We start from the raw sequence: 25517 nt of genomic DNA on the forward strand, positions 1-25517 counted from the left end.
CGAGCATGTCGATTAGGGCTGCATCGAGCGATGGCCTGGAGCCACCCTTCCGTAGGTTGCGGATCTACGCTTTCGATCCGGCGGCTTCGCTCGATATGCGCACTGCCGTCATCAACAGCGCAACCGTCACGCTGCCGTGGGAACAGTTAGAGCCGGGACCAATCGGCGAATATATTGAAGTGATTGATGTCGATCCGGCAAGTGGCGGCTTCTATTTGCCCGTCGATCTAAATGATCCGGCACTCCTCGTCCAAGATGGCTTTCCGCCCTCCGACGGCAATCCGAAATTCCACCAGCAGATGGTGTACGCCGTGGCGATGATGACCATTCGCAATTTTGAGCGGGCGCTCGGCCGGCGGGTGCTATGGGCGCAGCGCCCCTGGGATTGGAAAACGAGAGAAACGGTTGATCGCTATGTCGGGCGTTTGCGCATCTATCCGCATGCGTTGCGTGAGGCGAACGCTTATTACAGCCCGCAGAAGGTCGGGCTGCTCTTTGGCTACTTCCAGGCGTCACGCATCGACTTCGGTACTGCCTTGCCAGGCGGGACGATCTTTACCTGCCTGTCTCATGACATTGTCGCGCACGAGACGACGCATGCGATCCTTGACGGCATGCATCGCCGTTTCATCGAGGCGAGCAATCCCGACTTACTCGCCTTCCACGAAGCGTTCGCCGATATCGTGGCGCTCTTCCAGCATTTCACTATTGAGGAGGCCGTCTACCAGCAGATTAGCCAGTTGCGTGGCGATCTCTCCAGACGATCGCTGCTCAGTGGACTCGCCATCCAGTTCGGCAATGCTATTGGCCATTACGGCGCCCTGCGCGACGCGATCGATTCCATCGATCCCGCGACCGGTCTGCCAGATCCAGGCGCGCTTGATCGCGCCATTGAACCACATGAGCGCGGAGCGATTCTAGTTGCCGCCGTCTTCGATGCGTTCCTTTCCATCTACCGATCACGTGTCGAAGACCTATTGCGCATTAGCACTGGGGATGGGACGCGATTTCCGGACAGCGATCTTCACCCTGACTTAATCCGGCGACTGACCAAAGAGGCGACCAAGGCGGCGTCGCATGTCTTGCGCATGTGTATCCGCGCCGTCGACTATCTCCCGCCGGTTGACATCAATTTTGGTGACTATCTCAGGGCACTGATCACCGCCGACGCCGATCTCGTCAGCGATGACGCTCGCGGCTACCGGATCGCTGTCATCGAGGCCTTTCGCCGACGCGGCATCTTTCCCCGGGATTGCCGATCGCTGTCCGTCGATAGTCTCTTGTGGGAGCGACCGGACACGAGAATTGAGATCGACTGGCTGAAGGAGATCGATTTTCCATATATCACCGATCGTCGCGAGATCTACGAGACAGCCACTCGCCGCTGCGCCGACCTCTTCAACTGGCTATGGGACAATGCCAGGATCTCCCATGAAGCGATGCGATCGATGGGATTGTGGCTGCGGGAGGATGCTCCAAAAACAATCCGACGACGACAGAAGGACGGTGACCGCAGGCCACGCCGCCCGGCTGTCGAGGTTCATTCAGTGCGAGTGGCCAATCGCGTCGGCCCTGATGGAGACCAGGAACAACAGTTAATCATTGAGATCACACAAGAGAGACGGGGCTACAGGACGCCCGAGGCCCAGCAACAGGTGGAATCTCGCGGCAGGGTCGCCGGCCTAACCGCCGACTTCGTCTTCCGCGGTGGCGCCACGCTCATCGTCGATCTTCGCACACGCGAGGTTCGGTATTGCATTTCGAAGGATATTGCCAGCACAGAGCGCCTTGCAGCCCAGCGCGCGTTCCAGTTCGGTGCTGACAGTGAAGCGCTTGGGGCGACCTATTTCGGCGCCGCCAGTCGGGACGAACCCTTCGCCTTTGTGCATCGCATGCTGTGAGGAGACTGCGCCATGACGCCCAAGACAGACGACCAGGAAGACGCCGCAACCCCGGCTGAAGAAGGTTCAGATACCGACCCACCCGCCTTTATCAGCGTGAGGATGTACCGCGACATTCTTGGTGACTGCTTCCTGTTGCGCTTTCCGGATAAGGGTCGGACCGTGCATATGCTGATTGACTTCGGGATAATCCAGGGAATGCCCGATGCGAAAAGACGCGCGCAACGCATCATGGCGGATATCGCATCTCTTACAATGACGATCGACATTCTAGTAATTACGCACGAGCACGTTGATCACCTTTCAGGATTTTATCATGCCCGTGATCAGTTCCAGCCGATCGAGGTCAAGGAATTGTGGCTGGCCTGGACGGAGGATCCGCGAGACGACTACGCCAACCAACTCCGCCAGGCGCGCAAGACGGCTTTGGCGCTTCTGGAAAAAAGCTACAACGCTTTTGCCGCGCGTGGCTACGCCGAGACATCCGCCACGCCCGGCTCACAGCGATCGAGCCCGCTTGACGGTTTGCGCAACGTCATGTCCTTTGCCGGCATCGGGCCTAGCAGTCTTGGAGCTAGCAGCGAGGCAACCACCGGCGGCATCCTCAAAGCCTTGATAGCGAAGGCGGAAAAAGTGCGTTACCTCGAGCCTGGCGAGGACGTTTTTGCGCTTGCCGGACTTTCCTATGTTAGAACCTATGTCATGGGTCCGCCGCGCGACAAGACGCTGCTTCGGAAGAGCAATCCGAGCAAGGCCAATCCGGAAGTCTACGCGCTGAATGGTGCAGGCGGCGACGATTACCTTCTGGCCGCCGCGGTCGGTCTTGAGGAAGACGCAGTCCTGCTCGACGCCGACGCCCTTCAGAAGCTGAAGATGAGTCTGCCGTTCGGCTTCAAGAATCTCGTTGCGCTCGACAGCAAGTCCGCGACAATCGGCGCACAGCAGGATCCCGCAGCACAGACCGCATTTCTGGCACGCTATGGTCAGGCGCAGGAAGAGTGGCGACGTATCGACGTCGACTGGCTCTGGGCAGCTGAAACCATCGCCTTGAAACTCGACAGCGACACCAACAACACTAGCTTGGTACTGGCCTTCGAGATCGGCGAAGGCAAAGATAGCCGGGTCCTCTTGTTCCCAGGCGATGCGCAGGTCGGCAACTGGCTGTCGTGGAGTAACTATGTCTGGTCGAACGGCAAAGCGTCGGGCGATCAAGGTGCCGTTACATCCAAGGTTCTGCTGGAAAAGACGGTTCTCTATAAAGTGGGCCATCATGCGAGTCATAACGCGACCTTGCGCGATCAGGGGCTCGAGCTGATGACTCACAAGCAGCTGGCAGCAATGATCCCGGTTCACCAAAAGTTCGCCAACGAAAGCAAACATTGGAATATGCCATTTCCTTCGCTGCTACGGCGTCTTGAAGAAAAAACCCGTGGTCGGGTGATCCGTGCGGACCGCAGCAAAGCGGATATGAATCCTGTCGCCGATACGGTCGATGGCGCTCTCCGCGAGTGGGAAAACTTTCTGTCGGACCTTGATGAGATCAGTGACGCGGTTGGTGCGCTTGCGCTCGAATATCGGCTCGCCGTGCCGCGCAATGAAGTCTGACCCAGAGATTAGAGGATATAGGGTAAGCGCATGGCAAAGAAAAGCGTTACATTATCGAACGGTAGGGGCTGGCCGACGCAAACCGCGGCCAGGCAGCATTTCAAGGAGATGTTGGCGCGCTACGAAGACGATACGCCAATCACAGATGCCGGTGACCATGCCGACCTTTCTGCGCTGCTCGAACGCTACGATCTCCTGATCGCTGACGGTCCCTCGAAGATCGGTGCTGGCATTTCTAGATTCGAGAAGCGCAAATCCTTTGTTAAGGGCTTTCCGACACGCGGCTTCTGGGTTGTTCGCGTCGATGACAGCGATACGGATTTTTCCTACATCGATGCGATCACCGGTTCACCTCGACCACAGTCGCAGGAGTTTTACGACGCCTGCCATGGCGCGATCAGCGAGGATCTGCGACGCGCCAAGGAGCGGCAGTTTGAGCGATTTGCGGACGAAAACGGCTGCCTTCCCTGCGACGCGACCGGAGTGCTCGTCACCTTCACTAATGCCCGGCTCAGCCATGCCCATCCGGCTTTTGTGACGCTTGTCAGAACGTTCATGGAAATGCGTGGCTGGGGTGGCGCAGTGCCCGCTGGCACGTTGTCTCCTTCCGCCGACCGACAGATTTCGACAAGCTTTACGGATCCGAGTGACGCGGAGGCGTTCAAAGCGTTTCACCACGCAAGCGCGATCATGCGCATTGTCGCTGCCGGCCAAGGCGGGCTGGTTGCTGATCCCACAACGATCCGACGTCCGATTAGGCTGGCCTAAGGAGGCGACCTGCGGAAGCAGATGAACAAAACGGGGGAAGCCAGATGCATTCACTATCTCGGTGATTGCACAATTGGAAACGGCCGTGACTGCGGATGTCGAAGTAGTGTTGCAGGGCTGCAGTCGACCAGCCGCCGGCCGGGGAGGTTGCGACGCTTGCCGATCTGGTGTTGATCAGAACACCGATGATCGCGGCGAATTGGCTATCCATATTGGCGCCGCAACAGTCGCCGCAATATATGGCAGAACGTTGACTTAATCGGAGCCAGATGGAGGAAACAATTCACGGGCGGTCGGCACGTCAAGCCACGTTTTGTACGGTCGTTTCGGCTCGGCGCAGTTGGTTTATCAGAACCCATATGGGAAGTGCCCCAGCCGACGAGAGCTGTTTGGTAAAGACATCTAGAATATCGAGACAAGCCAATCTGCTTTCCGGCCATCCTTCAACAATAACAGTAATCCCGGCTGCAACCTCTTCTCCTAGCTCGTCAAAGGTTTTTGCATAGAGGGATGCAAAAACCCAAACAGCTTCCACGAGTGACGTAAATAACCTATCCTGCCGGGTATCCTCGACAGTGAGGGTTACCTTTCGTTGCGGAGCATTGAGGACCTTTCGGGCCTCGTGGGCTGCGATATTCAGATCATCGAGGAAGATCTTCTTGTCTTCCAGCCGTCCAGCCACATGTGCCCGAAAAATCATGCCGGAAATGACATACCGCCCATCAAGCTTCAGGAGCGAGATAAGGCCTTCGCGGGTCTGCAGCGACCGGATCGAAAGGAGCGTCTCGCGGGAAAGCTCGGCGGTCTCGCAGAACCAGAGGAGGTTCCAGACGCCCTCGCCCTCACCGTAGGTGGCAGACTGTATTTCCGGGATGAGCCGCGCTGCGATGAGTTCGGCCTCTCGCAGCTCAAACGGCGACGGCATCTCGACGACAGACAACATTTGCAGTTGATGACCAATATCGCGTGAGAGCCATGTGTCCGGCACGTCCTTGAAAGATCTGTCGGTTAGGAGCTCGGAGAGCGGGACATCGTGACGGCCCACACGGCCCGATACGATCGCTTTTAGTTTCGCAAGATTGGTGTCATCGCGGCCGATATCTGGTGTCGCGGCCCATGCGCGCCAGCTGGCGGCTGCTGCGAAATATTCACCCCGTAGATTAGACGGGCTTTGCATCCGCATTCCGGGCAGTTTCCCGTTTTCGAAAGACTCCTCCAGTCGGGACTTGAATTGCATGTCCAGGAGCTTGGTGGTTTCGGGGATGGCCACGTGTTGCTGCAGCATTACATCGAGAACGCTGTTGGCGTGGCACCACAAGAGAGCCGTCTGGTCCCAATTGAGGGAGCGCCAATCCGAAACCTGCGCAGCTGCCCGAAATGTGAGCTGTAAAACGCTGACAAAGAGCTCAGAGAACTCCTCGATATTTCTAATAACGTCTGACAGGACGAACCCGGAGAGCGCCAACCCGTTTTCACAAAGCGCCTTCCACAGCCCGACGATGGCGAGCGGCGTAGGACCGGTTCGGGCGAATACCTCCTGAAGGGACATTGTTTCCGCTTCGGCTGCAATCGCCCGGTTCACATCTTCAGGCAGTTCGACCGGAAGCGCCGAAATCCGTCGCAATGCCCGCAGCGCACCAACCTCCCGGCTAAGCGCCTTAAAGCTTTGAACTGCCAGGTCAGTCAGGCTGGCGAAGCCGCCATCGCTGTCGGCGATCCGCAAGAAACGCCGGAGAGCTGCGGGGTTCAAAGGAGCCAGTAATTCGTTCGGGCTTGCTGTCCCTGCTTGTATGTCCGCAGCGAGTTTATCCAGCCGCCAGACCACAGTGTTCTCCTGCCGGCGTCGCAGCTCTGCTCGTCGCTCGTCAAATGCTTCCAGCTCGGCAACCTCGCGGGCAGTCCTTTCGAGATCACTCCCCGTGCAGTCGAACCAGTCAGCGTGACGTTTTAATGCCTCGACCCGCTTTTCCTCGTCCTCCAGCAACAGAGCGAGCGTGTCATCAACGATGTTGGTCGTGGTTTTCCGGTCGGCAATCGTGACCCCGAAAACCCCACCGGCTTTTTCCGGGTCGAGAGGCGCAAACCTTGCCGGACGTCGAGTTTTGCGGAGCGGGGCGGTTGCCGTGCCCTGTTCATGGGCGAGCTTTACCGCCGCGAAAAAAGATTTGGCCGAGAATGACATATAGCCAATGGTGACGATTTCGGTTCGCCGTAGCGCCAATTTGTCACTGAGAAGCGCGTGCTCCTGCAGAAGGGTTTGGATCCGCTTCGGAAAGCAACCGACGTAGTCCCGGGCTAGGGCTACCCTGACCGCATAGTCGTCCTCGTCCGTTTCAAGATTAGGCCCGAACAGCAAGTTGATAAATTGCGCCACCAGATCGACGAGCACCTTGTCGAAGGCGGGACGCTGGGCCGCATAGTCGTCGAGTACGGTCTTAAATGCCCAGTCCAGATATTGTTTGCGCAACCGACCGATTGAGCGATAGGATCGGCCGGCGATAGAAAAGACGGCGGTTGCCAGACCGGCATATTGCAGATCGATAAAATGTTGGCGCGCAGCGGGCGCCCGATCCTCGATCGGAAGATAGTCGACCTGTTCCAGGCGCAAGTGCTGCCATGCCCAGGTACAGGCCGCAGCCTTCGATTTGAGAGAGACGTTCTTGCTCCAGATCGAGGCCACGACCTTTCCCGCTAACCGCATCAGCTTCGACAGAAAAAGTAGTTCCGACCCTGCGCCAACATTGCTCCCAAGGGGCACGTCCTTCAGATGGCGCCCATATTCGATCTGCCACGCGACCACTTCGCGCAACTCGCCAAGGCGCGGGGTCTCCACAATACCGGCTTTGCCGACCGGCGCGGACAGAAGGGAATCCACGAATTCGCCCGTCCTTGGAAGCAGAAAGCCATAGTGAGCTCTTTCCAAGCTCCGCATTAGCTCCTGTTCTCGCTTGCCGTCGATCCGGCCGCGCGCTCGCAACACAGCAATGATGTCGGTAACGTCCATCGCCGGGCTTGAGGCAAGCGCACCAAAGCGGGAAAGATATCTATCCTCGATCCACACGGCCGCGGCGTTCTCATTCTCGCAATAGTGCAGGATGCCGACGAGACTGCGCAGCAGAGGGCCGGACTTCGAGAGATCGCGATCCCCCTCCGCCCGCGGTAGGTGGGGTAGCAGGCTCCATTTCCCGACAGTCAAGCAATCGCTGACGTGCTCGCGCAGGCTGGTAAGTGCCTCGACCTGCCGCACCCCATCCTGGATTTCGGCGATGTCCTGCCGCATGCGGTTGGCGTCGCTTTCGGTGATGTGCAACGGCAGGAAAGTTTGAAGTGGCGTGAGCAAACCCGTGTCTGACAAATGAATGAAATCGCGGGCTGAAACCAACAATGCCTGCTCAGTCGGTGACGCTTTGCTGGCCTCCGTCTCGCTCAGGCCGAGCTTGGCCAATGCGGCTGCGCCGAGGTCACGATCGAGTCCTTTTTCGTAAAGCTCGTTCAGAAGTTCTGGCAGGGTTACGTCCGTGTCACTCGACTTGCGACCGGCTAAAACAAGGCGGGACATTGACCTTGCCTGAATGGCGTCCATTTTGGCAATTGCACCGTCGCGGACAAGATTTTCGACGTCAAGAGCCGCGTTTGAGACAGGTTTGAAATTCTGCGCCAGCGTCGTCTCCGTCGACCTCAGAACCTCCGGGACCTCGCGCGCGAGCATGATCCGGGCGCCAAGCTGATCGATCTCGTTCAGCAATCCAAGCTTGTTCGCAAGCAGAAGCGCAGACGCGTCGACGATCAGGCCACGGGCAGCGATGCCCGCGGCGAGAGCCTCGCCATTCTGGCGCGGTCGGATGTGTCCGCTGCGCAAAAGGAGCGGCGCATCGAATGGACCAGCTTTTCCTCCCCACACATCCCGATGGAAGGGCTTGTGAAAGTAACCCGCCCATTCGAGCGGCTTGCCGTCGAAGAGAAGATGAAGGGGGATCTCGAGATTGAGCCAGCTGGTTCGCAGTTTCTCAAAAACGCCCTCCTGCTTCTTCCGGTTGTCTTCAAGCCACGCCACCATTTCGTCGATCGTGTCGACCGTCCATCGTTTGGCCTGGTTCTGCGGAAGAGCCTGGACCTTCGGGAGCAAAGCGCGCTGTGCTTCGGCCAGGCCAAGTTCCGCCGCGAGCGCCAATGCCGGATTGATCAGCCGTTTCTCCAGTTTCGACCAGGGTACGGTCTTGAGTATCGAGCGCGCCAGCTCCGGATCCTCGTGGCGAAACTCGCCGGCGATGTGCAGGATGTTCTCGATACCAATTTCGCTCGGAATTGCTCTTCCCTTGATCTGACGAGCCGCGCCCGCCACGTCGCCAAGGCCAAGACGCAACCAGGCCGACCGGAACGCGATGCCTGATGCATCCCCCTCTTCCGACTGCAAGCTCTCGATGACCTTCAGAGCAAGATCGGGCCGTCCCATCAGTGATTTCGCGTCGGCCTCTAGCAATTTGAGCCTGCGGGGCAGCGAACTATTGGCAAATAGCTTGACGTTTTCTTCCAGCATCTGGATACAATCGCTCCAGTCACCGGCTTCACACGCCGCGATAGCCATCATTTCGATGGAACTCGCGGTCTTGAACGGGGCCAACAAAGAACGACGCGCGTTGGCCTCTTTCCACATCCGGCCCGCGAGCAAGGCTTCGAAGGCCGCCAGCAAACGATCGGGCTCCAAGTGACCGTCGTCGATGAATGACACAAGCTTCGTTGCGTCGCGCTTCTTGTAGACAGCCCTTAGGGCTGCCTGGAAACTTGAGTCGTCGCCAGACGCTCTGACCCCTTGCATTTCGCTGACCTGACTGATCCAGTGGTCGATCAATTCCAGATCTCCTGGCAAATCGAATGCGGGCCGCCATTTTTTCAAGAAGTTCAGCGCACGCGGACGATTTCCTGCGTGGAGCATCAGGTACGCGGAAACAACCACCTGGGAGGACGTTCCGCGACCAGCGGAAAGCTCATTCTTGTATATCTTTAAGAGCGGGTCGGGTTTGACCGGCAGGCCGAATTGCACGGCCCAGGCGATTGCACCCGGTTGGGGAACCGATCGCGACATAATGCGGGCGAAAGCATTCTCAGCGTCGACAGTCCGGCGACCGTGACACAGGAGCGCCGCGAGATTCCAGATTTCGAGTTCCTCGATCTGGCGCTCCACGTCGACGGCTTTGGTCAGACGACCGAACATCTGGGCGGCCTCTGCGAGAAGCTCGCGCGAAACATCGTCTTCTTTGACAAAGGCCGGCCCAACCGGATTGGGGTAAGAGCCACCTTGAAACCGAAGCTGTGGCGACAAGGCTGCATTGAAGCGGATGAGAGCGCCTGCCCATTGAACGGCATACCGCCTGGGGGCGGCAATCTCGGCCTTGCGGATGTAGGCGAGCGCTGCCTCGTCCTGCCGTTCAACACTGCTCGCATAGGCCAGAAGGCGATCGCGCTCCGACGGGTCAGCTTCCAGGCCCTCGCGGTGAAGAAGGAACTCCTTGGCTTCTTGGCTTTTACCCTCCTCGATCAGGACGCCGGCATAGATGCTGTTTTCTTCGGCTGTTCTCGGATCTTCAAGCAGCGCAAGGGCTCCCTCTGTGTCGCCTTCTGCGACCATGAGCAGTGCGGCGGCGCTTCGGTCGGGCGCGGGATGATAGAGAGCCGCCTCGGAGCGGAGGGCCTTGGCGCGGATGATATCTTGGTCTCGCAGCGCCAGTGCAGACGCCGAACGCAGAACCTTGGCCTTCGTCTCACCGCCAAGGCTGTCCCAGGTCACGAGATCCTCACGCACACGGGCAACCAGTGCCTCCAACGGTTTTGCCCTCCCCTCTGACAGGTTAGCGAGTGCTCCCTCCAACTGAAGCCCAATCTCCCGGCCATAACGCTCTTTGATCATTCCGACCGCATCGGCCAATTCGGCGCCTGCGTGGCGCGTCACCACATTAGCGATAGCGCGATCGTCCCGCGATGACAGGGTCGTTTCGGACTGGGTGCCAGGATCGCAGACGATCGGAACCCAGGCGGGATGCATGTAGTTTCCCACGACCCGGGGAAGCCCTCGCAGCTTGTTTGTAAGCTGCCTAAGACCCCAAGCTTCGTAAGCAATGCCCAAAGCCCCAAACCGGAGCTTTTCTTCGCGGATGGCGTCATTCAGGCCGTCATCATTGAACTCGACCGTCGCGGCGATGACGAAACGCTTAACGCCTCTGCCTTTCCAATGGCCCTCATAGGCATCGAGGAAGTCCGTCCCCCATTTCTTCAAAGTAGTTGGCGTTACCTTCTGGTAGCGTTTTGCGGAAATGACCAAGACGGGGACGTGCTCGATCGAGAAACCTTCAACATCGGCACCGAACTGCTCGACACCCCGTGACCGCTTCAGATCGGCCTGGACGACCTCTGGCTCCCGCTCCGCGATATCGATACAGATGAACTCAAAATTCTCGTCCAGCATCTCGTTGAGCGGCAGAAATCGGGCAGCGGCGTTCGGTGGCGGGACCTGCGCGAGGCCCACCGTGGCTGTACCCTTGATGTCTGGCTTTGACTTGGTTCTGGAACGACTGTTTTTACTCATGTCTCGATGTCGCCGCGAAGCAATGCGAGCACGCGAGGCTACCGGTGTGAGTTTCCGTTTGAAAGTAGATACGCGCGCAACTCACAACTTCCGGAACCAGTCTGATAACAGTATGTTGAGGTCACATATAGAAGCTGTAACTAACTTGCGGCTTTTCTCCGCTCCCAACGTATTTCATGATGTCCCCGATTTTTTTGGCGCACTCGAGCGTTATCGGCAATCGGCCATCCATCTGGGTGTTGTTCCAGTTCATTTTCGTCAGGCCGAGTATCTCTTCGCAAAGTGTCTCCAGCGATGAGTCCTGCTCGTACACAGTAACTCTAAGAGGACTTGGGACGTACATACCAGGATAGGTTTTATAAAAGTCGACCGTCCCGCGAGTGTAAAGAATGCCTTCTTCTTCTGACAGACTAAGGAGCGTGCCACGCTTCGGCGGGTAATCTTTGTCGCCAAACAATCTTATGTCCGTGTCGGTTATTGAAACAAAGTCTTTGCTCCCGATCCCCTTCTCGTCGAGCGCACGAAGGAACCCCTCTCTTTCGCTGTCTCGGAAATGGCTGGACTTGTGAACCACTATGCGGGCGGGCATATGCGCAAGCGCGCGATCGTACTCTTCCAGTGCGTCGGTCAGCAATCGGTACGCCTGCTCAGCATCGAGATAAGGGTGACGATTTTTCTTGTCGATCGAGACCGGTGTGCCCCGCAGGATGATGCCATGGCCAAATTCGTCGAATACCTGCGCGAGGCTGGAGGAAACAGTTTCGCCGTCCCGGCTTTTGTAGAAGCCGATGCCAATGTAGCAGGACCGCAGTTTGGCGGTGTCTTCGACCAGACGCCACGGGATGGTCCGGTTACCCTTGTAGTAAAGCGCCGTGCAAAAGTTCCAGGCTTTGGTGGCGGCATCCTGCTGGTCGCCTGTATGCTTGGTGATCACCATCGTCTTCTCGCGCACCAGCTGCAGCGGGGTGCCGAGGTGCATGCACTTTGCCTTCAAGATGCGCCTGAAATTATGCTCGAGTTCGCCGCCCTCCTCCTCGTCAGTGTCGTTCGCGGACGTAACCGAATCAAACATTTCGTTGGGCATCACACAGACAATGACGTCAACAGATCGGTTTTCTGCCAAAAAGCGGATCTGCTCGTAGTAGAGCTCGACGGCGCGTTCTACGCGTTCGGACCTGGAAGGTAGGCCCACCACCTTAGTGATCTCGGATTTCTTCAAGGTCCGGGTATATTGTGGCGAATTGATCAGACGTGTCAGAAAGCCATAGTCCTGATTGATGCCGCCGAACCCACGGAAGAGGTTCAGCAGATTCGATCCTTGCTTTCGCTCTATGCCATCACGACAGCGCTCCAACCACTCGTCCAACAAATCTACGCCCTCACCGCGACCGACCACGCCGATCCTAAGTTCAGTGCGACGTAGCTCATCCCGCTTATCGTAGACGCCCATGTGCTCGATGCCGGTCCGCGGGCAGACATGGGTGCCAGTGCCGAATTCTAGCAACGGCTCGTTGATGATAGTTAACTTCATGCAGTTGCTCCCTCCTCGACAATGACGGCTTCCTCCTGATCGTCCACTGGCTCGGTGTCTTCGCAATCACCGGCGCCAAATTCCAACAACGTCTCAAATCGCAATCCGCCCTCGTCCTCCACGGCGATGCTGGCGAGGAAGTATGCTACAAACCGCACTTGGTTCCTGACACTTGAGTTGTGCTCCAATCGTTTCTGCTGAGAGAGAAGGTCATCGTGCCAATTCGAACGCAGAAAGCCATCGTAGGAATAGTACCAACCTGGCACGATCTGCGCGTACCACTCGTCGTCAAGCGCCGTGAACGAGAGCGCGAACGACAAGTGCTTGTGATGAGCCACCTTAGACGGGTCTTTCTTCTGATACTTGAGTTCGTACACTCGACGTATCGCGGTCTTCTTACCGATCCACGTCTCCATGCGGCTGATCTGGCTTTCCTCGGTGGGAGAGAAATAGAAGAACCCATCCTTCGGGTGCATGCGGACGTGGCGTGCCTTGAGATGCTCCCTCGTCTCAGCCGCCAACATCTGCTTGAACACGTTCACATTATCCACTTCGTCAGAATCCGCGAGATCTGATGCATCCATGCGCTCGATCGTTCCCCTTTCCACAACGTTGACCAGACCGCTCTGCTCCATGTCATGGAATGCAAAAAGCCGATTGTCATGATAGGCCCACGCGTCGGTGTCGACGCCGTGGAGACGGAGCGCCATTCTAACCACCGACCTTCTGCCTTTGGCCTTGCCTTGATACGCCAGTTCCGTTTTGGCACGCTTGATCACGTCCTTGTCGTCAATGGCCACCTCGGCGACCCATACCGCAGGTGGCAATTTAATGCGCTGAAGATTGGACGTGATCGCGACGGGCGCGGCGATGCCATCGGTGCTGTAGCTTATGTAGGCATCGACCTCACCCAATACGTGCTTAAACTCAGTCAGAACCCTTTCCTGCGCGGCGAGTCTCAACCCCGCTACTTGTCCAAGCAGGTCCCGAAGATCAATGATGTGGCGCTTGCAATCGAATGAGAACTCTTCCGTCAGGAGAGAATTCACCGATATCTGGCTATAGGACGCCTGCTTCGGCGAGAGCATAAGAATGTATAGCTCGTCAAAGGAGTTGAAGTAGGATCGATCCATGAATTGCTTGATCGTAAACTTAACCTTGTCGAGGCTGGTGGTCGATGTGATCTGGAAAGCAACTCGATCATGGTCGTCACCGAGATCAATACCCGGGTAGTTCTTTTGCTTTCGATTGAGATTGATCAATCGAGGAAGGTTGTAGACTGACCTCAGGATCGGAATGAAGGCATCTTCAAGGGCCAAGTTGATATCCGTTCGGCCCTGGGCTGTAGCCAGTTCAACCTGAACGATGATGCGGCTGACTACGTCGCGCAACTCGTTCTCCACTTGTAGCTGCCTCATCCCCATCGATTCCTCCTAGAGACTGTAAGATCAGCATAGGAACGCATCATGAACATTTCAAGTGATTGAATTATCACCTGCTACCCAATGCGTTGCGGGTCGCTGGTGGCAGATCTACTCGCCTAGCGTGGTTCGTCATCATTGGACGTTAAGCCGATGGTCTAAAGGCTGTTAGCAATGTTCAGACAATGCCCCATGCCCGAAACCTCCCCCTCCCCGTCATCTCTCTGAGGCCTAGCTCCAAAACGATCCGCCGCGCCGCCTGCGGCGTGACCTCGAGCGTTTTTGCCACCATCCCGGCCGACACCAATGGCTTTGCCATCACCAGCTCGACCAGTTCCGGCAGTTTTGACGACGTCCGCCGTCCTTCCAGTTTTCGGTCCATCATCGTTTTCGCCAGCACCAACCGGTCATGCTCTTTCAGGCCGAGCTCGGCGGTCGCCAAAATTCCGTGGGCGATGGCGAGCAACCGGGTCTCCCGATCACGATGCCGGCGCCGATCGACGGGAATGGTTTTGAGGCCAAAATTGATCGCGGCGAGATGCGCGCCGGCGGTGATGCCAGCTTGGCGCAAAATTGATGCGGCCAACAGCCGGCCGAGCCAAGGCGCGTGCTGAAGGACGGAAAGCTCGTTCCAGGCATCGAGGGCGACGACCGCCTGCAGCGTCGCCGGCAGGTCTTCGGCCTGGCGCAGCACGCCGCGCCATTCGTCGAGCCGGGCATCCTCGTCCCAGTCGAGATCATAGACGAGAGCATCTCGTACGGAGCTATCAGCCCGGCCGGGCCGCTTTGCCTCTGCGATCGCAGCGTCGGATCGGGCGAGCAACGCATCGATAGCGGCATAGTCGAGCCCGGGGAGGTTCTCCGCGTCATCACCATTGTCCCCCTCCCCTTCCAGGTCGATGGAAACCACAGACCGAATGACGCCGGCCGGCTCAACCGCCTCAGCGCCAGTAGTCGAAATCTCGGATGTCCGCCGCAGCGCCCGGAGGCCGTTGGCGGATAGTGCCCAATCCGGTGATTGGCCGGCAATGCGCCGGCGGGTGCGCAGCACGTCGCGAGCAATCGTAAGTTCATGGGTCGGCGTGCGGGTGTCGCGAAAGGCGTCATGGAGGACGAGGTCTTCCAGGTGGACGAGTTCGCCGTCGATCCACAGCGAGGCGCAGGCATCGGCGAAATTTTGCCGCTCAAGGAAGCCGACGCCGACGGGCGAGCGAGCAATGCGCTCGTCGAGACGCGTCAACGCGATGCCGGCGTCGAAAGCCGGCCGCATCAAGGCTGTCATACTGATTTTCGCGAGATCATAAACCATTGAAAATATAGTAAATGATTTGCTGAAGGAAATCTATCTCGACGTTTGGGTTCGCCACTGGATAGATTGCACCAGCGCATCGCTGGCCATCGATAAGTAACCCTTATCGTATGTTATTGATTTCGGGTCGCAAATCAGAAAGAATTCGGTAAAATCCACGGTCGCTCGGCCGTCAAAACCCTCGATCCGGAGGCTTTCTATGGCCATGCCGTCCCCTTCAAAGACCGCCGTCGATCGCCGCGCCGACGAACTGGACACGATTGCCAGCGTGCTACCGATCGACCGACGCGACGAGCTTGCCGAACTGCTCACCGACCAGGACATCGAAACGCTGCGCCATCTGGTCAACGAGGGCATGGGCGCTAACACCCTGCGCGCCCTCACCTCCGATCTCGCCTATCTGCAGGCCTGGTCGCTCGCCGCAACCGGTGCCTCCCTCCCTTGGCCGGCGCCTGAAGCTCTGCTGCTGAAATTTGTCGCCCACCATTTGTGGCAGCCCGACCAGCGTGACATCGATCCTCATCATGGCATGCCAGCTGACGTCGAGCAGAGCCTGCGCGATCAGCGGTTCCTTCGATCCTCCGGCCCGCATGCACCCGACACGGTGCGCCGGCGGCTTGCCACCTGGTCGACGCTGACGAAGTGGCGCGGCCTGACCGGCGTCTTCTCATCCCCTTCGCTGAAATCCGCGATACGCCTCGCCGTTCGGGCGACGCCGCGACCACGGAAACGCAAGAGCGCGAAGGCCGTCACCGGCGACGTGCTGGCTAAGCTGCTGGCGACCTGCAGCACCGACAGCTTTCGTGACATCCGCGACCGGGCAATTCTAATGGTGGCTTTTGCCTCGGGCGGCCGTCGTCGCAGTGAGATTGCCGGTCTGCGCAGGGAGCAGCTCACCGTCGAGCCACCCATCACCGTCGAGGGTGCCCCTCCCCTCCCCTCTCTCGCTATCCATCTCGGTCGCACCAAGACGTCAGGTGCCGAAAGCGATGAGGTCGTTTATCTGACCGGCCGGCCGGTGGTGGCGCTTAATGCCTGGATGACGGCTGCTAGAGTTGAAAGCGGGAGTATTTTTCGGAAGATAGATCGCTGGGGCAATGTTTCGAAGCGAGCGCTGGAGCCGAGTGCGGTCAATGCGATCGTCAAGCAGCGGGCGGCGATGGCTGGGTTGGATCCGGGGGAATTTTCCGCCCATGGGCTGCGATCAGGATATCTGACGGAAGCAGCCAACCGGGGCGTTCCGCTGTCAGAGGCCATGGAGCAGTCGCGCCATCGTTCAGTGCAACAGGCGTCAAGCTATTACAACAGTGCAACACGTCGCAGTGGTAGAGCTGCTAGGTTGCTTTGATCGGGGAATCAGTGGTTGATGGCCATTTCAGCTAAGAGTCTGATATAACTGCATTATCAGTCATTATGTTCTTTATATAGAGAACGGTCCAAATCAGTACGCAAAGTGTCGAAGGTCGCGACAGATAGGCTTCTATCTCAGCTCTGGACTCGCCATGATCGATCACGAAAGACGCGCCGTTCTTGAGGGAAATCCACATGACTTTCGATGCCGACGATCTGCATCCAATGCGCTTCCTGCGCCAGTTCCCCGAGGCGCGGGAGATCGTCCGTCGTGAGGTTAATCATTGCCATAACGGGTTGTTGACCTCCGATGCCTTCCAACGTGTAGCCAACGCAGGCATGACTGCCTATAATCTGGCGTTGGACAAGCTCCCCTTCGAAAAACGGCCGATAACGACCGACGTGGCCGCCGGTACGATAAGCACCGTCGCTCATCTTGTTACTTTCGCGGCCGGCGGCCGTAACTCCTTCTGGTTGCCGGCAGAATTGGTCTCGCTTCTCCGGAGAACTGATCTCGGCGATATCCGGCTCTCGGACATGCACCTGCCCTTCCGGTGCTTTTATCTCGGCTTCGCCGGCGGGCTCGACGTCGGTCTTCCCGGCGAGCCGAACGTCATTGATGGCGCCTATGTCGAAAGTTTCGCGCGCGGCCCCGACAACGATACTGCGCCAAGCCTGTCCTTCTATATTACCAGCCGGCGGACGGACGGTCCGCATCGCGGTTCCGGCGCCTGGATCCTCGGCCACGAACCGCATTTCTTTGCGCCGCTGACACTCGCCTCACCGGACGACACCTTACAGAAGGCACTCGACCAAGCTATCGCCACGAACGATATTAGCCTTTGCCCGGACCTCGACGCCCTGGCAAGCCTTCGAGAAGGTGTAGAGGATGCCCGCAAGGACGGGCTTCCGGTCGGCAGCCCGACTTTTTCCGGCTACGAGCGCGCCGCGTTGTTCAACCAGGCTGCATATCCCACCGCCAGCGGGGTGCTAGCCTTGCTCTGTAACGCACTGTGCCTTCTGTCGAGTGAACCCGCGCTTGGCACGCCGGAATGGCCGAAACAAGCGCCCCCCTCGCTCATCGATTCAGTTGTCAACGCCAGCACACCTAAGCGTCGTCGAACCGCAGCCGGCCGTCTCGCGGAAGATGGCTATTTTTCCATTCGCCGGGTGGATTTTCACCTTGGCGCGGTCGAGCACCGGGCCGACGATGCAATGGGCCCCCATCTTCCCGGCCGCGAAGTGGCCGCGCATTGGCGCCGCGGCCATTGGCGACGGCAGGCGCACGGTGCGGGCCTCAGCGAGCGACGCCTGATCTGGATTCGCCCGGTGCTCGTGCGGCAGGACCGTGGCGAACCGGCTATCGGTCATCTCTATGCAGTGACGGAGCAGGGTAGATGAACAACGACGATGAGCACATCCAATCGGCCGTAGCGGTCTACCCCGTTCATGCGGCGTCCACCTCCCCTCCCCGACAGAAGGAAGCCATACTGCCGGAGATCTGATCGCCATGCTGGAAACGCTGGACCGCGGTTCGCTCAGGGGCCTACGTGACCGCGCCATGCTACTGCTGGGGTTCGCCGGCGACCTCAGGCGGTCGGAAATCGTCGGCTTGGATGTCGGGCGTGACCAGACGGAGGACGGTCGCGGCTGGATCGAAATCCTCGACAAAGAACTGCTGGTGACGCTGCGCGGCTAGACCGGCTGGCGCGAGGTGGAAATCGGCCTCGGCTTCTCGGAAGCCGCCTGCCCCGTCGCCGCCGTCTAGACCTGGATCAAGTTCGCGACGATCGCCAAGGCAAGATTGTCGGGCCTGAACGGCTCAACGACCAGGAAGTGGCTCGCCTTGTTAAGAAGACGGCGCTGGCCGCGGGCATACGGGGCGATCTTCCGGAGATCGAGCGGGGGCTGAAGTTTTCCGGTCACCCACTGCGCGCCGGCCTTGCCTCGTCGGCGGAGATCGATGAGCGCTATGTCCAGAAACAGCTCGGCCACGCCAGCGCCGAAATGGCCCGCCGTTATCAGCGCCGGCGTGACCGTTTCAGGGTGAATCTCACTAAAGCGGCCGGGCTCTATTTCACCCCTCCCCTGCCGGTGGTCCGCTGAAATCTTTGAACCGTGTCGGGAGCGCTGTGCGATGCTGGAACGATCGACTTTGTTGCCCGCCATATCCGCGACGATCTTCAATGTGCCACCGAGGGATTCGACATAGTCGCGAAACTTCGACAGTTTCATATCGGCGCGCTTCTTGAGCTTCGGGACGTTGGTCCGCTTGAAACTGGTCGCGGCGGACACGTCTACCTGCGTCGGTCCAGCGAATGCCAACAATTCCCGCAGCTTGTGCGCCGTGACAAGCTCTTCGGCACGCTTTGCAATGTCGCGCTGTTCGTCCCTAGGAAGCGTCTGGATAGTCTATCAAGATCATCCATATTTCTTCTCCAACTCACTCAAATGTTCGTCGTACTGTTTGTCCGCCAGATCGATCAGCCGTTAATTATAGAAGAGCTTCTGGCTCACACCGCTCCTTAGAACCGATATTCGTAAATAGAGCCTACCCGTTAGCGAAATTCATTGCTGATGATCGAATTTCGTGAGAATTTCGCTCCGAACCTAAATTTCAGAAGCGGATATCCGGATTCATGGAGCAGAGACAAAAAAAGCCATATTCAGGCGCGGTCAGCATTTTTCACGGCCGCTGGATGCCTGAAGCCGCCATCCCCGTCGGCTATGCGGCCTTAATCGATGCCTTTGAACTGCCCGTACCAGTGCCAATCAGCCTCTCAGCGATCGGTCCACGCCACAAGGTCTATAAGGCCGAGGGTTGGAACATTTATACTCCGCGCCATCAGCCGGACAATGACCTTGCCGGACACCTGACCTTCGCGCTGCGCTATGAAGGGCTGGATCTTGCCGCTCTGAAAGCCTTGTTTCGGGAAACAGGGCCTGAGCCGATCGCTGACATGGTGCGCGCGGCGCCTACTGGCGCCTATGCGCGACGGCTATGGTTTCTCTACGAATGGCTGCTCGATACACGGCTCGATCTGCCAGACGCGCCAAAGGGCACCTATGCCCTTGTCGTCGATCCCGAGCGGCAATTCGCGGTGAGTGGATCGAGTTCGACAAGACATCGGGTAAAGAACAATTTGCCCGGCACGCCGTCCTTCTGCCCGATGATCTTCCGCACGCCCGCACTCGAAGCTTTCGTTGCACGCGGGCTCGGCGACGAAGCGCGGCAATTGATCGCCGAAGTGCCAGCGGACCTGCTTGCACGCACCGCCGCATTCTTACTGCTCAAGGATTCGCGCTCAAGCTTCCAGATCGAAGGAGAAGATCCGCCGCAAGATCGCATCCAGCGCTGGGGCCAAGTGATCGGTGAAGCCGGCCGCCGGCCGATAGACCGCGCCGAACTGGAGCGGTTGCAGCGCATCGTCATCGGCGACGCGCGCTTCGTCCATCTCGGCCTGCGCGTCGAGGGTGGCTTCATCGGCGAGCACGATCGCCTGTCGGGCGCACCGATCCCCGATCACGTCAGCGCCCGACACGAAGATCTGCCCTCGCTGATCGACGGCCTGACCTCCTTCGACAGCGGTGCGGCACAGCACCTCGATCCTGTTCTCGCCGCCGCGGCTCTCGCCTTCGGCTTCGTCTACATTCACCCTTTCGAGGACGGAAACGGTCGACTGCACCGCTATTTGATCCATCATGTTCTCGCCGAGCGCGGGTTCAACCCTCCCGGTCTCGTCTTTCCTGTCTCATCCGTGATCATTGACCGCATCGATGCCTATCGCACCGTATTGGAAAGCTACTCACGCCGCCTTTTGCCGCGTGTTCATTGGCAATCAACGGATCGTGGCAATGTCGCGGTGCTGAATGACACCGCGGACTTCTACCGCTACTTCGACGCAACGCCGCACGCCGAATTCCTGTTCGAATGCGTCGCCCGAACGATCGATGTGGATCTCCCGGCCGAGACGGCATTCCTACGCATCTATGACGCGTTCAAGATCGAAGTGCAGCAGATGATCGATATGCCCGATCGCTTGCTGGACCTCTTGTTCCGCTTCCTGCGCCAGAACGAAGGGCGACTGTCAAAGCGGGCCCGTGACAAGGAGTTTTCGGCGCTCAACGACGCGGAGGCCGCTCGCATCGAGGCCATCTATGCTGATATTCAGCGAGCAACGAGGTGAACGCAGCGTCATTTATTGCGATCCACATCCTCGGGGCAGCACCCCCTAAAGCCATCAGGAGCTGATGTATCCGGCAACCCACGCTTTATCGATACATGGCCCGAACCTGCCGACCGTGTGGATATCTCGAGCAAATGATCCGCCGAGCAAGACAGGTATGAGGAAACCGAAGGGACGTCTGATTGGCTACGTTCGCGTATTCACCGACGAGCAGGCAACGGAAGCGCCAATAGATGGCGCTCCGCTTGGCCGACTGCGATGTCGTCGTCCAGGAACTCGGGTCCGGTGCCTCGCACGCCCGTCCCGCCCTCTCGAAGCTGCTTCGCGAGATCAACGCCGGCGACACGCTTGTCGCTGTGCGGCTCGACTGCCTCGCACACTCCGTCAGCCATCTCCTCGAAGTGGCCGAGGATCTGACTACGAGGAACGCGCATTATGGGTCCCTGCAAGTTCCACTCAACATGGCGACGTCGCAGGGAGTTCGGCACCGTGGCACAGCTCGAGCGCACTCCCATCTCCGAACGAACCGAAGCAGGCATTAAGGCCGCGAAAACGAGGGGCCGTCTGCCCAGTAACTCACAGAACCCGTAAAAACCTCATCGACCGTGCCCTACGATCGAGATTGATCTCCAGCGCCCTGGTAACAGCCGACTTTCTCCGGAATCAAGTCGCTTTCGCACTCAACCGGAACGAAAACTGTGACACTAAAAAAGCGAAAAGTGTATGCTTTTCAGCATTTTAGAACAGTGGTCAGCTGACCACAGAGTAGGCATCGATAACACGCAAAGCGGACTCCACCACTCGCCGACTGTCTCTCGAGAGCCGTCACCCGCCTACTTTCCGCAACGTCAAACCCAACAATTGCGTCGCTATACTTACCCTAACCTCGTCGCCCGTTCATATGGGACGGCTTGATACACCCAAATAAACCTCGGCCTAATGTCGCCTGCTGACCTAAGCTTCAGAACTTACGCATAGCCATAGAGCTTCCCGCCTAAATCTCTTTTCTTTCCGTGAGTTAGAACGGTGGTCAGCTGACCACAACAAAAACTCGCCTTCTGCCATCTATGCACTTATTCCAAAGATCGGACCCTGAGGGCCTGTACGCCAAATACTACCCAGCCTTCAAACTCCCCTGTCCGTTGGCCCTCAACAACGCCATTATCATCGGACCGAGCGAAAACTCGCCCCGTTCCGTGCGCTTTGTAAGATCACGCAGGTAGCCGCCGGCCGAATTGATGAAGTTAGCACGTTCCAGGATGCAAGCGACCGCCACAGCGGCATTTTCCGGCCCCATAACTTCGCAGGCCTCTTGATAGGCTGACGCGCTAACGCCCAGCGTGGATCGCACCACCACCGCGGCTGACATTAAATCGCGCCAACTTCCGACCGCCCCGCCCGGTCCATAGTCCGCTACCATCGGGCATGCCTTCAACACCATACCCAGCGGAAACGCCTTAACAGGCTCACGCCTCACTTGGCGCATTTCGCTCAGCTTCGCCCCCTGCTCTATTCGAGAGCCAGGTTCAAATTCGTATATGGATTCTGTCTTTGAATTCTGTAAGTGCTGCTCAATATGAGCGTCATTGCTGCTATGATTTTCTGAATTTATCTGTGTTTCCAGCCGGTTGACTATCTCCTCACGAAGCATTTCCATTTCTTCCAGGATCGTCGTCACGTCCGCGAGTTTAGGAACCCGCGGTATTCTGCCAACAAGCGTCACATAGATGTCCTCGACCGACTGCCAGTCGCCTTGCGCACCCTCTTCGATAGCTGTCGTAATCAGTTTCCTGATGTCCCGCCGGCAGATTGTCAGGTTTTCTTTGGCCTTCCGGAACGTCGCCCTGTTAGCCAACACTTGCTGCGCCAACAGCGCTAACTCTTCGGACCGTGCCAAAAGCGGCGACAGATCGAAACCGAATGCGCGTTCGATCTGACCGTCACTACCCTTCCGGGCGTAGCGCTTTCCATTGGCGCTATCCCTTCGGACAATTAGACCCGCTTCCACCAGGATGGCGATGTGTCTGCGTAAGGTCGCGCCCGCCATTGCATGCGCTCGAAGTGCAAGCTGGACATTCGACGGGAAGACAACCAGTTGAGAGTCGTGCCGCAACTCATTCTCAGGATAGAAACTCAAGAGCGCATCAAGAACCGCCAAGCTGTTGGACTGGATCCCGAGAAGTTCCATCGCCGCGGAAACATCCCTGAATACTTTCCACTTGTCCGCAGTTTTGCCTTGTTTGATATCGGCCAAGGCCACCTGACGCCGCACGAGCGCAAGGGTCATCGGCCGCCGCCCGAATGGCGTCGTCACACTTCCCGTCTGCATCGTCTTTCACCTTTCAGCAGGCAAAAGAAATCCGCTCACCAAAACGGCGCCAAAAACTCTTGACGAAGATTCGAGGAAATGCGATTCTGTTCGTGCTAAAGAGACAGAAGGGCTTCCACGACGGCAACGTTGAGGGGGCTCTTTTCTTTTGCGGGTTAGTCTCCTTGTTTACGTCTAAGCTCAGCGCGGTGCTCTTGGTAAAGCGCCGGTAGATGTTCGAGTACGAAGGCGGCAAAGTCCGGCGTGGCTTTCCTGTCGATTGTTATCTCCAGCTTGCTCTTGCTCTGCGTCACCTGCGCTAGTCTGTCGCCATCCGGGGTCGACATGACGTCCGGGAGCCCACGCGCGATCCGACGCGGTTTCAGGTGGTCAATCACCGCCTTGAATCGGTCGGCCGATGACAGCGTTTGCACCTCTGTTGAGCTTGCGAAATTGATCGCCTCCACCGGAGAAGCCGCCTTCTCAAGCAGCTCTGCCAATTGCTGCCAACTTGGGCGGCCGACTCCGGGTGCGGCGCCTATAGCATCAATCAACTCGGAGGGGAGGGCGTCAACAATCAAGAGCATCTTCGACAGATTGCTCTTGTCGATCGACATGGCGGCAATGACGATCTCTCGTGAAAACTGCTTGTTCAATCGATACGCGAACCTCGCCTTTTCGATGAAGGTGAGATCTTCGCGCTCGTTGTTTTCCTGACCCTGAGCTACGACGAGTTGCTCGTCCGTCAATTCACGCACGACTGCCTTTACAGGAAGGCCCAGGTCCGAGACCGCGCGAAGCCGGCGATGGCCAAAGGCAACCTGATACCGATCGGGCAGGTCGGGGTGCGGTCTCACGAGGATAGGAACCTGCTGCCCTTGCTCTCGGATCGAAGCAAGGAGGCCATCGATTTCACCCTGCATGCGATCCTGCACGAAGGAGGGCTCAATCGACGACGTTTCCAGTTCGACCACAGCTTGGCCTTCGGCAAGACGGCGCTCAATCTCCTCGGCACGACTTAGACGCTCGTTCTGCTCGCGCAGCGCGTTACCTATATTTGCCGTCAGCTTCGTTGCCGGATCGCGCTCTTTCCTTACTACGCCCAAAAGCGGCATGGAGCGGTTCTTTGCCGTCCGATTCTCTGCTGATGACGTGTCGGAAGCTTCCGTAGAGACTCCGAGGATGTGCTTTCGGCTCATGTCGGTCTACCCCATGCTTTCTTGATCAGGCCTTCGATCTCGTCGTTGACAGCATTCATGGCCTCCAAGGCGCGATCGTAAGTGGAGCGTGTGAACTGACTGCGTTCGACTTCATAAAGGGTCTGGTTTGTGAGGCCAGCGTCCGAAACCGCCGTGGTCTTCAGCATTGGAAAGTTGAGCACATTCTCCCCAAAAATCGATCGCAGGTATCCCACCATCTGATTTTGCGGACCATCACTCGGCTCGAAGCGGGTTATCAGATAGCGCATCCAATTGAATTTGAATTCGGCTCCGGCGCTTTCGATTTCACGCAGCAAATTTGATGTCATCGCCAGGAACTGGTTCATCGACATTACATCCAGCATCTGGGGATGTACCGTGATTAAAATAGACGTTGCAGCCGTCAGAGCTGAAAGCGTCAGGTAACCCAGTTGGGGCGGGCAATCGATCACAACAACATCATAGTTGTCGGCGATGTCCTCAATGACTTGGCTGATTCTACCGTAAAAAAGGGTGTCGCCTTCTTTCCGCTTCATCAGAGCGCGCGGCGTATCGTGCTCAAATTCCATCAATTCCAGGTTACCAGGAATCAAATGAAGATCCGGAATGTAAGTGCCGCGTACGATTTGCTCGATCGGTATCTGCTCCTCGTCGTATCGAATAGCACCATAAAGCGTCTCGTTCGCACCAACATCTGTTTCGGGTTGGCTGCCGAAGAGCGCGGAGAGGCTTGCTTGCGGATCGAGATCGATCGCGAGAATCCTGTATCCGCGCATTGCCAGATATTGCGCAAGATGCGCCGCGGTCGTGGTTTTGCCAGAACCGCCCTTGAAGTTCATTACGGAGATAACTTGCAATTGCTCGCCGTTCCGGCGATGCGGCAGATAGCGCCGGTTACCGCGGCCGACCTGATCCATGTGCTTGCGGATCGCATGGATATCTTCAATCGAAAACGCACGTCGCCCGCCGGGGCTCAGGCTTACGTTTAGCTCGGGCATTTCCGACGCAGTCTGACGGAGATAAGACTCGCCTACGCCTAATAGCTTGGATGCCTCTGACGGCGCGAATGACCGGATGCTTTTCTCGGAAGTTGGAGGGAAGACCTTCAGGTAATGCGCTTGGAGTTGCCCCGAGAGAGCATCCGCATGCCGCTCCAGCAGGGTCGTCAAGCCTTCGAGAACAGGAGGCAGTTTTTCGGCACGCTTCGCCATCCCAAAACCCATTTGTTGCCATTGGCGATTTTTTTCGCGAAACCAATAAAGTTCCGCCACTGGCAATAAGCGCCGATTCCGAGCGCTCAGCAAGAGCTTTTTGGTTAACGAGACGTTAACAGAACCGCTGGAAACTCCAATCAAATT

At 57.8% G+C, this 25517-nt stretch carries 14 protein-coding genes and 2 pseudogenes; 9 read left to right on the forward strand and 7 right to left on the reverse strand.

The window, feature by feature from the left end; translation table 11 throughout:
* The first annotated feature begins 5 nt into the window (after positions 1-5).
* Genes Q4481_RS19285 through Q4481_RS19295 form a run of 3 tightly spaced genes read left to right on the forward strand, consistent with a single transcriptional unit; the run spans position 6 to position 4274 of the window.
* Positions 6-1901 (forward strand): gluzincin family metallopeptidase, encoded by a 1896-nt coding sequence (locus tag Q4481_RS19285; protein ID WP_304378031.1) that lies wholly within the window; start codon positions 6-8, stop codon positions 1899-1901.
* Between the two features lie 12 nt (positions 1902-1913).
* Positions 1914-3506, forward strand: a complete 1593-nt coding sequence (locus tag Q4481_RS19290) for a ComEC/Rec2 family competence protein (protein WP_304378032.1) — start codon at positions 1914-1916, stop codon at positions 3504-3506.
* A gap of 30 nt (positions 3507-3536) precedes the next feature.
* The gene (locus Q4481_RS19295) at positions 3537-4274 is read left to right on the forward strand and encodes a DCL family protein (RefSeq protein WP_304378033.1); all 738 of its coding nucleotides are present in this window, start codon (positions 3537-3539) and stop codon (positions 4272-4274) included.
* Between the two features lie 301 nt (positions 4275-4575).
* On the opposite strand, the gene Q4481_RS19300 is transcribed toward Q4481_RS19295, so the two are convergent.
* The 4 genes from Q4481_RS19300 to Q4481_RS19315 all read right to left on the reverse strand — a co-directional run bounded on the left by Q4481_RS19300 (position 4576) and on the right by Q4481_RS19315 (position 15124).
* Positions 4576-10854, reverse strand: a complete 6279-nt coding sequence (locus Q4481_RS19300) for an aldo-keto reductase family protein (RefSeq protein ID WP_304378034.1) — start codon at positions 10852-10854, stop codon at positions 4576-4578.
* Between the two features lie 121 nt (positions 10855-10975).
* Positions 10976-12385: an argonaute/piwi family protein gene (locus Q4481_RS19305; protein WP_304378035.1), complete on the reverse strand. Its 1410-nt coding sequence runs from the start codon at positions 12383-12385 to the stop codon at positions 10976-10978.
* A complete protein-coding gene (locus tag Q4481_RS19310; protein ID WP_304378036.1) occupies positions 12382-13809 on the reverse strand; it encodes an SMEK domain-containing protein in 1428 nt (475 codons plus the stop codon). The genes Q4481_RS19305 and Q4481_RS19310 overlap by 4 nt, the downstream gene beginning before the upstream one ends.
* A gap of 175 nt (positions 13810-13984) precedes the next feature.
* Positions 13985-15124, reverse strand: coding sequence for an RHE_PE00001 family protein (locus tag Q4481_RS19315; protein WP_304378092.1), 1140 nt, complete (start codon positions 15122-15124; stop codon positions 13985-13987).
* A gap of 190 nt (positions 15125-15314) precedes the next feature.
* Here Q4481_RS19315 and Q4481_RS19320 point away from each other — a divergent pair, with 190 nt between their 5' ends.
* From Q4481_RS19320 to Q4481_RS19345, 6 genes and pseudogenes are all read left to right on the forward strand, one after another.
* Positions 15315-16463 carry a site-specific integrase gene (locus Q4481_RS19320; protein WP_304378037.1) on the forward strand — a complete coding sequence of 383 codons (1149 nt, stop codon included), beginning with the start codon at positions 15315-15317 and terminating at the stop codon, positions 16461-16463.
* Positions 16464-16660: 197 nt separating this feature from the next.
* Positions 16661-17866, forward strand: a complete 1206-nt coding sequence (locus tag Q4481_RS19325) for an AcrVA2 family anti-CRISPR protein (protein ID WP_304378038.1) — start codon at positions 16661-16663, stop codon at positions 17864-17866.
* A 59-nt stretch (positions 17867-17925) separates the two neighbouring features.
* A pseudogene (locus Q4481_RS19330) lies at positions 17926-18571 on the forward strand (tyrosine-type recombinase/integrase); the annotation flags it as partial.
* 12 nt (positions 18572-18583) lie between these two features.
* Positions 18584-18994: a hypothetical protein gene (locus Q4481_RS19335; protein ID WP_304378039.1), complete on the forward strand. Its 411-nt coding sequence runs from the start codon at positions 18584-18586 to the stop codon at positions 18992-18994.
* Between the two features lie 110 nt (positions 18995-19104).
* A complete protein-coding gene (locus Q4481_RS19340) occupies positions 19105-20652 on the forward strand; it encodes a Fic family protein (protein ID WP_304378040.1) in 1548 nt (515 codons plus the stop codon).
* Between the two features lie 157 nt (positions 20653-20809).
* Positions 20810-21228, forward strand: a pseudogene (locus Q4481_RS19345) (recombinase family protein); the annotation flags it as partial.
* A gap of 538 nt (positions 21229-21766) precedes the next feature.
* On the opposite strand, the gene repC reads toward Q4481_RS19345, so the two are convergent.
* The 3 genes from repC to repA form a co-directional block, all read right to left on the reverse strand.
* Positions 21767-22981, reverse strand: coding sequence for a plasmid replication protein RepC (gene repC, locus Q4481_RS19350; RefSeq protein ID WP_304378041.1), 1215 nt, complete (start codon positions 22979-22981; stop codon positions 21767-21769).
* A 155-nt stretch (positions 22982-23136) separates the two neighbouring features.
* Positions 23137-24159, reverse strand: a complete 1023-nt coding sequence (gene repB / locus Q4481_RS19355) for a plasmid partitioning protein RepB (RefSeq protein ID WP_304378043.1) — start codon at positions 24157-24159, stop codon at positions 23137-23139.
* Complete coding sequence (repA, locus tag Q4481_RS19360; RefSeq protein ID WP_304378093.1) at positions 24156-25370, reverse strand: plasmid partitioning protein RepA; 1215 nt, start codon at positions 25368-25370, stop codon at positions 24156-24158. Before repA ends, repB begins: the two co-directional genes overlap by 4 nt.
* Between the last annotated feature and the right edge of the window lie 147 nt (positions 25371-25517).

This window comes from Fluviirhizobium alvei (genome assembly GCF_030551875.1).
GTDB classification, from domain to species: Bacteria; Pseudomonadota; Alphaproteobacteria; order Rhizobiales; family Rhizobiaceae; genus Rhizobium_E; species Rhizobium_E alvei.